Source organism: Ralstonia sp. SA306 (genome assembly GCF_054792405.1).
On sequence record NZ_CP096452.1, the window covers coordinates 64,313 to 76,058 of the forward strand.

8 protein-coding genes are annotated in these 11,746 nt (G+C 60.0%); 2 read left to right on the forward strand and 6 right to left on the reverse strand.

Going from position 1 to position 11,746, the window contains the following annotated elements:
• Positions 1-103: 103 nt before the first annotated feature.
• From M1D44_RS16950 to tssB, 6 genes are all read right to left on the reverse strand, one after another.
• Positions 104-589, reverse strand: a complete 486-nt coding sequence (locus M1D44_RS16950; protein ID WP_253540698.1) for an Hcp family type VI secretion system effector — start codon at positions 587-589, stop codon at positions 104-106.
• 14 nt (positions 590-603) lie between these two features.
• Complete coding sequence (locus M1D44_RS16955) at positions 604-2,319, reverse strand: OmpA family protein (RefSeq protein WP_316854149.1); 1,716 nt, start codon at positions 2,317-2,319, stop codon at positions 604-606.
• Between the two features lie 11 nt (positions 2,320-2,330).
• Positions 2,331-2,984 carry a DotU family type IV/VI secretion system protein gene (locus tag M1D44_RS16960; RefSeq protein WP_316854150.1) on the reverse strand — a complete coding sequence of 218 codons (654 nt, stop codon included), beginning with the start codon at positions 2,982-2,984 and terminating at the stop codon, positions 2,331-2,333.
• Between the two features lie 8 nt (positions 2,985-2,992).
• The gene (gene tssK, locus M1D44_RS16965; RefSeq protein WP_316854151.1) at positions 2,993-4,339 is read right to left on the reverse strand and encodes a type VI secretion system baseplate subunit TssK; all 1,347 of its coding nucleotides are present in this window, start codon (positions 4,337-4,339) and stop codon (positions 2,993-2,995) included.
• Between the two features lie 126 nt (positions 4,340-4,465).
• Positions 4,466-6,013 (reverse strand): type VI secretion system contractile sheath large subunit, encoded by a 1,548-nt coding sequence (tssC, locus tag M1D44_RS16970; protein WP_316854152.1) that lies wholly within the window; start codon positions 6,011-6,013, stop codon positions 4,466-4,468.
• 27 nt (positions 6,014-6,040) lie between these two features.
• Complete coding sequence (gene tssB / locus M1D44_RS16975) at positions 6,041-6,559, reverse strand: type VI secretion system contractile sheath small subunit (protein ID WP_316854153.1); 519 nt, start codon at positions 6,557-6,559, stop codon at positions 6,041-6,043.
• 240 nt (positions 6,560-6,799) lie between these two features.
• On the opposite strand from tssB, the gene M1D44_RS16980 reads away from it, so the two are divergent.
• Positions 6,800-9,286, forward strand: a complete 2,487-nt coding sequence (locus tag M1D44_RS16980; protein ID WP_461241617.1) for a type VI secretion system Vgr family protein — start codon at positions 6,800-6,802, stop codon at positions 9,284-9,286.
• Between the two features lie 2 nt (positions 9,287-9,288).
• Positions 9,289-11,742: a hypothetical protein gene (locus tag M1D44_RS16985; protein ID WP_439004864.1), complete on the forward strand. Its 2,454-nt coding sequence runs from the start codon at positions 9,289-9,291 to the stop codon at positions 11,740-11,742.
• Positions 11,743-11,746: the final 4 nt, after the last annotated feature.

Here is an 11,746-nt window from a genome sequence, read left to right on the forward strand (position 1 = left end):
ATTCAGAAAAAGCGCCAGGCGTGAACGAATTCCGTCCGAACCTGGCGCAAGAACCGGCACCCCGTGTTGGTGGGTACTGCAGGCGCCGGTGGTCAGCAACGTGTTATGCGCGCTCGTTCCAGCTGTCCGCGTGGATGATGTTGCCGTCCTTGTACGACCACGTGATCTTTTCGTAGCGCAGTTCCACGTCTTCCAGGTGGTTGTGCTTCTCGAACGCCGGGTTCTTGATGTCCAGCATCTTCGGTCGTACGGCCACGACCTTCACGTTGTCGAGCTTGGTGTTGAAGTACTCCTTCTCCTTGCCCGCGTCATCGATTTTGTACCACTTGATTTCAATCGACTTCAGGGTCTGGCCGCTGGTCACGGCCTTATACAGATACGGCGTGGCCGCATCGGTCTCCTTCGTGAAGGTGATTGGCTTGTGCACGCGCGTGCCGGTCAGCTTGCCGGTGTTGCCATCGGTCGGGATGTTGACGCAGTGGTCCAGTGCCACGATCTCGACGCTGCCTTCACGGCCCTGCACGGTGACCGAACCTTTGATGTCGGCGCCGCCATCGTCCTTGATCCACATGTATGCCGGAATTGCCATTGCTTGAGCTCCTTCTACTCGAATGAACAGGCCGATTGGCCTGGGGGGGAATCTGTGGTTTGCTCATCGCGGCAGTCCGGGATGAGCGTGATTTCAACGCGGCGGTTGGCAGCGCGCCCTGCATCGGTGTCGTTGGAGGCCTTGGGGCGGGTATCGCCGTAACCCTGGATGGCGAAGTGCGACGGGGCAATCCCCGAGGCGTCGGCCAGCCAGTCGCGAACGGACGCCGCGCGGGCTTCTGAGAGCTTCTGGTTGCTCGCAGGCTTGCCCACCGAATCGGTGTGGCCGGCCACCAGCACGCGCTTGTTCGGATGCGACTTGATCATCTCTAGCGCGCCGAACATCACCCGGTTCGAGCCGGGGTTCAGCACGGCGCTGCCACTGTTGAAGAGCGATAGGGCATCCAGCTCGATCATCGACGGCGGCGGTGGGGGCGGTTGGTAGCTCGCGATCAAAGTGTTGACCGGCGGCAGCAACGCACCTGCGCGGTAGAAGCCGAGTCCAAGCCGAGGCGGTACACCCATGCGGGCATAGCGCTCGAGTTCGTCCCGGTTGTGTTTGACCGTCGCCAGCGCGTCGAGTCGCGCGGCATCGCGCGCGGCGGGGATGGCTTGGTAGCGCGCCATGTTGCCCTGGACGCGCGTGACCAGCGCACGGTTCTGCCAAGCGGAAGCCACCACCGCTGCGCAGAAGGCTGCCGCCAGCCCAACAAACGCATGGGCCAGCGCGCGTGGCAATGCGCGACGTATGGGCTGCAAGGCAATGCCGCGCAACAACGCATCCGGCAAAGGCACGCGAGAACGCACGCCCGAGGGCGCCGAAAGCGCCAGCCCAGTGATGGCACCGGCGTACCGTCCCACCAAGGATGCGGATGAGGGATGGCCCGGCGCCATCGTGAGGCCGAAACCCGCCAGGTTGACCGGTCGTGCGCCGCGTCCACCATCCGCCAATGCGGGCAACACGGTCTCCGTTGCCCAGCGCGCTGAGGCATCCAGGCGGGCCACACGGTTGGCCCAACGTGCACGATCTTCCGACGCGACCCAGCGCCCGTGCGCGAGTGCCGCGCTGGCAACCTGATCGGCCAGCGCCTGGCGGTCTGGCGGCAACGCGCCGGACACGCCAAACCACGGGCATGCTTGTGGCCCGGCATGTGACCCGATGCCTGCCTCCGCCGCATAGATGGCCATGCAAGTCGGCAATGCATAACCGACCGCGCGGCTGGCTTCATCCACGGCCGTACGCCAGTGCCGGGTTGAGGCGCTCAAGGCCGCATCATCGACCGCGCTGTCCGCGTCCACCAGATACGCTACGGCATCCGGCCCCTGACCATCGCGCCAGCGTTTGAGGGCATCGGCAATGTGCTTGAGCCGCGTCGGCTCGTCCACGCGCACCCAGATGGCGGTGTCGGTGATCTGCACGACATCCGTTCCGAACGCCTGCGTCAGGACACCCGTTGGCTCACCCACGGAAAGTACAAGCGGCGTGTTGCGCCGGGTGTCGCCAGGTAGCGACTGCAGCGCGCCGTCGATGGACGCCAGTACCTGGCGGCTGGCCGCACGTCGTGCGCGGATGCGTCGTGTGACGACGATGAGCGCAATACAGTCTGCAAGCACCACCGCAATGGCAATGCCCGTGTTCCACGCCGCTGGCCACGGCGAACAGGCGCCCAGCCAGAACAGCACGAGCGCAGCAAACCAGACAAACAGGGTGCGAGTCGGATAGCCGGTCAAGCGTCGCCTCGTCAGTGGGGCAACGCGTCAATCGACGCGGTCAGCCAATGTTGCGCGCCAACATAGACCAGGCCGGAGGCCACACATGCCAGTACGATCCAGCCGAATGGCGGTAAGCCCGTGAAGCGGCGTGATGTGCCTGGGCGTACCAGCACGGCTCCGGTGGTTTCTCGCCCCGCTTTGCCGTCCAGCCGTCCGTTGACCGAGCGGATCAGGGTCTCGCGGGATTCGGCGCCGCGCAAGACAAAGTTGCCTTCGAAACCCAAGCCCAGCACCGCGCTGAAGATGGCCAGGAGCGGCAATACGGGTTGTGGCTCGGCTAGGCGGCGCTCGATGCGTCTGATCAATTCATCCCCCGCATCGTGACTATTGAAATACCGTACCTGCAGCGGCTCACGCTCCCAGGTATCGCGATCGCCGCCACTCAGGTACTTGAGCGCGATTTCATCCAACAGCGCACATTGCGCATACACCGCGTCGTTGATCACGTCGGGCGTGCAGCTTGCGGCGGCCAGTTCAGTGCGCAACAGGCCAATCTGTTGATCACATTGAGCGGCGAAGGTCTTGAACGTTTCCGGTTGTGCTCCGTTGGCGAGGCTTGTGACGGTGAGCGCCGTATTGCGCAGCGCAAGCGGCAGCCCGATTGGGGTGGAAACTGTGGTCATCGAGGGGGTCATGCCGGCAGGACAGCGTAGAGTTCGAGCGACACGTCAGGAACCGATGCCGGCACATAGAACTGGCACGTACGCGCGTTCAACATGCGGTCAAAGGCGGGGTGCGATCCATCGAGCGCGAAATACTGGTTCTCGATGCGCACAGGAATCGCCGCCGGTAGCCGTGCACTCGCCCGCAGCGGAATGCCGGTGAGGGCCGAGTTGATGATCTGCTCGACCTCATCAGGGGCGCCCGCTTTACACAGGCGGGGAAACTGCTGGAGCAGCGCATGCGCCGGCAGCGCCGACTGAACGGAAAGGTAGTAGTCCGCTCCCTCGACCAATCGTTCGTCGTGGATCTTGCCCGCCCACAGGGTCGGCTTGATGCGCTCCAGCGGGATCGGTACGACGCGTGAGGGCACTACGGTATCGATCAGCGTGCGGATCAGGTCTTCCAGTGCGGAGAACGCCGGTTCCGGATCCGCATGGTCGTACTGGGGGATCGCATTAAGTGCCTCTGTGGTCGAGAACGTCAGCAAGGACCCGGCCAGGCGAGCGAGTACCGCATACAACCGTTCAGGGTGCTGGTCTGGCGCGGCAGACAGGCGAGCCAGCTCTGGCCAACTGCTGTTGACGCTGTGCAGCAGCCAGAAGAGCGCCACATCGGCTACTGCAAAATCGGCAATCTGATCCGAGCGTTCGCGCCGGCGCACAGCAAGGCTGGCGCTTTTTGCACTGAGGATGTCTGACAGGCGCTTCATGCGCTCAACCAAGCGCGCGCTGGCCGAGAGAAACAGGCACGGCGGGACAAAGGCGGAATCCACTTCAAATCGCCCCTGCGTATTTCGTACCAGCCTCGCCACCGGACAGGTCACATAGTCACCGTGTTCCTCGAAGTCGAACAGCAGCGCCAGCACGTGGCGCTCCACACTGATCTCCTCACGGCCTTCGCCGTTGAGGTCGCTCACTTGCAGGTATTCGCGCATCAGGCGGCGTGGGCGCGCAGGCTTCTGGCCTGCCTCGATGCAATTGCCGCCTTGCGCATCAAGCAGCGGCAAGCCTGCCAGTACAACAACTGTCTCAGTCTGCGTCGGGACGTCGCCAAGGCTGCGCGCGGTGGGCAGGAGGTCAGCGGTTTGCGTGTCAATCAAGGTGCCGTCTGGCAGGCGTACGTCCAACGCGGTCAGCTGCAGCCGGTCGATCGCCAGTGCATGGGTATCGATCTCCACCCGGCGCACGCCCCATGGGTCAGGCCAAACCAGCCGTGCAATGCGTTCGTCGGCAAAGCGGTCCCACATCGCTTGTTGCTGGAAGTGCTGGGGCGTCATGAATATGCCCTGTGCCCACAGCGGTCTGGTGATCTTCATCGTGGTAATTGGGGTCAAACGGGGGCGCGAAGCTGCGACTTCGCATGGCGTACCGCCGCGCGGTGCCCGAAGACACCGCGCGGTACAGCTATGACGTTTTTATGATGTGAAGAGAGACGCTTCCGATCAGCTCTTGGCCTTCGGCATCTGCGAGACGAGCGACAGGTTGATGTCCATGCCCTCGATCTGGAAGTGCGGCACGATGAAGAGCTTGACGCGGAAGAAGCCGGGGTTGTCTTCGATGTCTTCCACGATCACCTTCGCCTCACGCAGCGGGTGCGAGGCTTGCAGATCGTCGCCCGGGTCCGTCATTTCCGTCACGAGCGTCTTGATCCAGGTGTTCAGCTCCAGCTCCAAGACGCGGCGGTCCTTGGTGGTACCGATGTTCTCGCGCTGAATCAGCTTCAGGTAATGGGCGATGCGTGAGAGCAGGAAAATGTACGGCAGGCGCGCGTTGACACGGCTGTTGGCGGTCGCTTCCTTCGTGTCGTACAGCGTGGGCTTTTGCGCCGAGTTGGCCGAGAAGAAGCACGCGAAATCGTGGTTCTTGTAGTACGACAGCGGGATGAAGCCCAGGTTGGCGAACTCGAACTCGCGCGTTTCCGGGATCAGCACCTCGGTCGGGATCTTGGCCTGGTTGCCCGTGCCCAGGTCGTACAGGTGGATCGGCAGATCTTCCACCAGGCCGCCTGCCTGCGGGCCGCGAATCTGCACGCACCAGCCGTTCTTGATGAAGCTCTGCACCATGTTGGCGGCAAAGGCGAACGCGGCGTTGGCCCACAGATAGCGGCTGTGATCGGGGCCCTTGACAGCCTCGGTGTAGTTGAAGGCGCGCACCGGCACCGTTTCCGGGCCGTAGGGCAGGCGAGCCAGGAAACGTGGCATTGTCAGGCCGATGTAGCGTGCGTCATCCGAATCGCGGAAGCTCTTCCACTTGAGGTATTCCGCTCGGTCGAAGTAGTTGCCGATGTCGCGAATGCTGGCGACTTCTTCCATCGACTCCTTGCCGAAGAACTGCGGCGACACGGCGCCAACAAACGGCATATGGGCCGCTGCTGATACTTTGGAGATATTGCGCAACAGGGCAATGTCCTGCGGGCCGCGATCAAACTCGTAATTCGAGATGAGCGCGCCGATCGGCTCACCGCCCGGCGTGTCGTATTCCTGAATGTATGTGTGCAGGTAAAGACCGCTCTGAATGACTTCAGGCGTGTCTTCAAAGTCCTGGCGCAGCGCGTCCTTGGAGACATCCAACAGCTCGATCTTGACGTTCTTGCGGAAGTCCGTACGGTCAACCAGGAATTTCAGGCCGCGCCATGCCGATTCGATCTGCTGGAACGTCTCGTTATGCATGATCGCGTCGAGCTGGCGGCTGATCTGCTGGTCCAGGGCTTCGATATGGAAGTCGAGCAAACTCTTGTCTAGGCGGTCCACCTGTTGCGATGACTCCTGAATCATCTTCAGGAACACGCTCATCGCCTGGGCGACACGCTCGTCCAATGACGATTCCGACAGCGCATCTGCGCTCTGGAAGGAATCAAACGGACGCGTCGCAGTGACTGGCGTCAGATTGATCTTTTCGCATAGGGCTTCGTAGACGCTCTTGCCCGGCGCGTCCAATACGACCGTGTCCACGGCGCTCGAATCGAGTCGGCTGTTTTCTTGCTTTGCCATGTTGCTTATTCCTTGAGGACAGCGGGATTACTGAACGGAATTGGAGGTCAGCGGCGTGGTTTCGCCGATTTTCTGCAAATCAGAGCGCAGGCGATCCGAGAGGGTCGGGTCCTTTAGGATCTTTTCGAGTTCGCGACGGAACGTTGCGTTATCCAGCAAATTGGATTTCAAATCACGCAGCAAATTGCGGGCGGCCATGAGTGCACGCAACTCCGGCACTTTGCCCGCCACGACATCAGGCTTGAAATCGTCCATCGACTTGAAATCGAGGTCGACCGGCAACTCCGAACCGTCGCCCGCCAGGGTGTTATCGACCGCCAGCTTCGCCTTGGGGTTGAGCTCGGCCAGGACCGCGTTAAAGTTGTTCTTGTCGATGGAAACCTTTGCCCGGTCGGCCAGGGGCGCCGTACTTTGGCCATTGCTGTAGTCGCCCATCACGAGGAGCTTGAGCGGCAGCTCCACCTTCTTCTGCGCACCGCCCGTATGCAGGTCCAGCTTGATATTGACGCGCGCCTTCGGCACTTCGTTCTGGAAGCTCTCAGCCATGTTGCCTCTGTATTTTATTAGATCAGAATTAAGCAGAGTTTATTTGGAAATGAACTCTTTTTAAGGAATATCACGAGGCGACACGGCATGAAAATACCTAAAACATTGATTTTTATGAATTCACAAAATAACAAGTAATCCAACTTCCCAACTCGAAATAATTTGCTTACCTTGCGTCCCCGCACGCGCAGCATGCTGCCGCACAGGGTGCGCGATGAAACCCAATCAAGGTGAGCAACGATGGCAGAGTGGCAAGGGGCATCCGGAGCAATTGGCACAAACGTTGAGCGGGTTGCTCGGGCTCTCACCGGCCGGCAGCCGTATCACCTCGACGTGCCGGGTACGGAGAGCGCGCAGGCGTTGTCAGTCGTGTCGTTCGAAGCCATCGAGCGCCTAGGCGAGCCTTATCGCATCACCATCGAACTCACGCACCCCGACGAGTTGGTGCGCGCGGATTATCTGGGCAAGGATGCGACGTTCAGCATTGACAGTAATGATGGGCGCGAGCCGCGCAAGTTCAGCGGCTGCATCACCGGCTTTTCCAAGCTCAAGGCCACGGCGGACTTCACCGCCTACCAAATCGTTGTCGAAGCCCACGTCGCCCGCTTACGGATTGTCCGTAACACGAGGATCTTCCAGCACAAGACCGGCCCCGAGATCATTGAAGCGATCCTGCGCCGGCATGGTTTCAAGGGCCACCAGTTCCGCTTCAAGCTGCGCCGCGAGAGCTATCGCACGCACGCGCTTCGCTTCCAGTACAACTGCTCGGATTGGGACTACATCAAGATCCTGATGCAGCGTGAAGGTTTGTATTGCTACTGGGTTCAGGGCGAATTTGGGGATGAAATCGTCTGGGCTGATGACATCGATTTTTACATCTACACGCCCGATCGGACGGTCCCCTATCGAGAGACCGCCGGTCTGGAGTCATCCGGGGTCGAGGCCATTTCCAGCCTGCAGACGCATGCCCAGGTCGTGGCGCAGTCGGTGCGGGTGGCGGACTACAACCCGGACGCCGCGTGGGAGCGTATTGACGGCGAAGCTAACATCGCCCGCAAGGATACGACCACGTTTGGTCAACCCTACATCTGGGGAACCCACCATCTCGACCCGGCGGAAGCCAAGTGGGAAGCCCAACTGCAGCATGAAGCCGAGATTGCCTGGCAACTGATCTACGAAGGTCAGGGCAACGTCCGTGACCTGTGTCCTGCGCAGATCCTGCGCATCGACAAACCAGAGCCCGATGCCCCCAACGGCATGGTCGCCATCGAGGTCATCCACCGTGGTGCACGCGATCAGGCGTACAGCAACACCTTCAAGGCCATCCCCAGCGATAGGCGTTTCCGCTTGAAGATCGAGCGTGATACGTGGCCGAAAGTGGCCGGCACCTTGACTGCCAGGGTGACTTCGCCCAGCAATAGCACCTACAAATACGCGTACCTCAACACGGCCGGTCGGTATGTGGTTCGGTTCGAGTTCGACCAGGAGGGGTGGGACTCTGGTGCCGAATGTGTGCCGCTGCGCATGGCCAAGGCACTCGCGGGCAAGAACCAGACCGGTCTGCACCTGCCTGCGCTCCCTGGTGACGAGGCCGTGATTTCCTGCCGCGACGGGGATCCCGATAAGCCGGAAATCGTAGCCTTCCACCACAACAGCATTCACCGCGATCTGATCACCAGCGAAGACCGCTGGCTCTCGCGCAACCGCCTCACTACCCAGAGCCGGAACCTGCTGGAGCTCGATGACTGGGAGGGCGAGGAATACGTCACGCTCAGAACCGAGCATTCGGGCAAGAGCCAGCTCACGCTGGGGCACATCAACGATGGGCGGTGGGAGAAGCGGGGGGAAGGTTTTGAGCTGCGGACCTCCGGATGGGGGGCCATCCGGGGTGGTAAGGGACTTTTCATCTCTGCGGATGATCAGCCGAAAGCCAACGGCAAACAGCTCGACATGCAGGAGGCTGTTGCGCAGTTGGAGGGTGCGCTGAGGATAGCCAAGGCGCTCGCAAGCTCAGCCAACGCGGCTAAGGCCTCGCCTGCTGACACAGACACACAGCAATCCGCAAATGCACAACTGAAAAATCTACAAGCCCCTGGATTGCTTGCTAGCGCGCCCGCTTCTGTCGGCATTGTTTCGGGCAACAGCGTGCAGGTTGCAGCAAGAGACAACATTACCGCGGTGGCTGGGCAGAACGCTGATATCAGCGTAATCAAGCGCTTCACGGTAGCCGCTGGCGAAGTGGTGTCGATGTTCGCGCAAAAGCTGGGCATCAAACTGTTTGCCGGCAAGGGACCGATTGAGATTCAGGCGCAGAGCGATGCCATGTCCTTGGCTTCCGACAAGGACCTGACGGTGACCAGCGTCAACGGCGCGGTGCGCATTGCTGCCAAGAGCGAATTGATCCTTGAATCTGGTGGGGCGTTTGTCCGTATCGCCGATGGGAACGTCACGATCGGCGGGCCAGGAGACCTCATCTTGAAGGTCATCTCGATGCAGAAGCAGGGCGCATCCACGTTGAGCGACGCCATGCAGCCGCTGCCCAAGCCACCGGGCCTGTACGACGAGCAGTTCACCTTGCTTGATGAGCATTCGGGCGAGGCATTGCCATTCCACCCGTACCAGATTGAAACCGTAGACGGGATCGTCGAAGGCGTTACGGATGCGTTGGGCAGGACCGTTCGCATATATGCCGACAAGGCGCAACCGCTGAAAATCTTCAAGGGGTGAGCATGGCACACAAGAACACGACTCAACCGCAGTCAGCTGACCGGCAGCAGCTCGGAAGTGCTGCAACGAGCAGCCAAAACCTGGGCAGTAGCAACGTCAACGTCAAGACACCAGCCGAGCCGTTGGCCTTCCTGCGCCCAGAGACTGGCGAGATCATTATCGTTCCGGCGGAAGACGCCAACCTGCTGCGTAGTCACTACAACGAGTTGAGTGACATGGTGGCGGAGTTTCATTCCGCTAACAGCGCAGTGCAATTGCTTGAAGAGCATATGCAAGAACTGGCCAAGAAGCACGCCAGTGTTGCGGAAACCGAGCAGGCCAAAAAGGTCCTTGGCTTTGCCGTGGACTGGCAGGAGAAGGCGCACGAGAAGCTGCATGCGCTCTACGAGCAGTTGGCACCGATTCCAGATGAGCCAAAGAAGGATGCCAAAACCGGCAAGCCGGCATCCGGCTCACAGGAAGACAAGGTCACCACAAAAGGTGCCGGCCCCAAGCTGATCGAGCTGATTGCACTCAAGAATGACACCGAGGAAAACAAGAAGCGTAAGAAGGCTGAGCGCGAAGATCTCGAGATCGGCAATGTTTGGACGGACGACCTGACCCTCAAGAAGAAGGTCGGCACCATCAAGACCGGGCAAGAGTTGATGAAACTCAGGAAGTGGCCCAAGACCATGCCCGAGAAGCTTATCTACGTGCGCTCGGACAAGGTCAAGCCGTCCTGGCCCAAGTTCAAAGACAAGGAAAAGACGCTCTGGGCCGATGTCTACAAGAAAGGGGGCGACGGTAAGCGCAGTCTCGACAAAGCCAAGCTCAACACCTACGTCAAAGAGCAGCTAGCCAAGCAGACCACCATCTCCGCCAAACAGATTTTTGGGGAGAGCTTGGAGGCTGGTTCGAGCGGCACGCTAGGGAAATGGGCCGACAACTGGAACAAGACCCATCACACAGAGAAGAAGCCCGGAGACCAGCGCACGCCAATCAAGGTGGGTGACACGCAAGTAGCTGACATCGACTTGAGCGCCAGCGCACAGCTCATGCGCTATGCCTATGGCGGCAGCCTCGATGCGGAGTTGTCAGTGATGGAGCGCCGCCTCAAAGTCAAGGCGGAAGGGCATGCATCGGTTGATTTCGCCAAGGCTGAGGCCAAGCTCGAACTCTGCTTCCCCCGCAAGGATGGCTGGCTGTGGACCGTGTACGACCTGAAGGGCAAGGAGTACGAACTCATTGCCGGGCGCTGTCGGTTCACCGTGGAGGCCTCAGGCGTGGTCGGGGCGAGCATCGCTGGCGAGCTGTCCTTGGCGGTGGATGCCAAGCAGATTGACCCGGGCCAGCCCGCCAAGATCAAGGCCAAAGGTGCACGTGGACGCAAGAAGGCGCGACAGAAGCAAACCGTCGCGCTCAATCGTGTGGATGAGCGGGATGTTGGGACGTTGGAGGCGTCGGCCAGTGCATTTGCGGGGGCCAGGGTGGACGGTTCGCTCACCGGTGCTTTGGAGTGGCGCAATCCCGAAGATAAGGACAAGGACTTTGTGGAGATTGCGAGCGTCACGCCGGCAATCGGTGTCATGGCGGGGATTGGTGCTGAAGGCAAGTTCAAGGTTGAGATAACCCGTGAGGGTCTGTTCCGTTTGACGGCGCATGCCAGCCTGTGCTTCGGCATCGGAGCGGAGGGTGGCGTGCAATTCTCCGTTGGTCCATTGCAGATCGCGAAGTTCTCCATGTGTCTGCACTACAACTTGGCGTACTGGCAGTTCCAGAATCTGAAGATCATCAGGGACGATGCCTTTGAAATGCTGAAAGGGTTGTACTTTCTTGCGATTCAGAGTGGGAAATCCATCGAGGATTTTTACGGTCGCACGCTGCTCAGCGTCACCAAAGAAATCGAGATGATTAGCAAAAAATTTAAGGAGTTTAAGAGTCGCCTGCAGTTAGCTAGGCAGATTCTGTCGCGACCCGATGCACTGCGCTACGCCCCGCCTGAAACCAAGGGGATGTTGATCTACAGACTTGTGACAGGCACACAGGAAGTCGCTCTGCATGCGGGCGAAGGCAACCCTAGTCTGCTGCGCGCAGCCGTGCTTGCCATCATCAAGACGAATGTGATCGAGCCTGAGGCACGTAACGTGATCCAGCATATAAGTGAGAACGGGACGAAATATCATTTCAATGACGGCTTGTCAACGCTGAATGCGTTTTTTAAAACCGAGGCGGTACGGGATGTTTATTTTGCAGGTGCGTCGTCTGCTCCGAGTGGTCAGTTTGATGACCGGTGGGATTCCCTTGCGCTGAATGGTGATTTTGGAGGGTGGTACCAAGCCTTCGAGGCACATTTGATGCAGGAATATCCGCATGGGTTCGCGCTGGTGGCATGTACCTCACCAGAATACGAGGTAATGCGCGGTGCCAATGACAACCCGATGTTTGCATCCACGGGGATGCAAGCCTATTACGCATAACGAA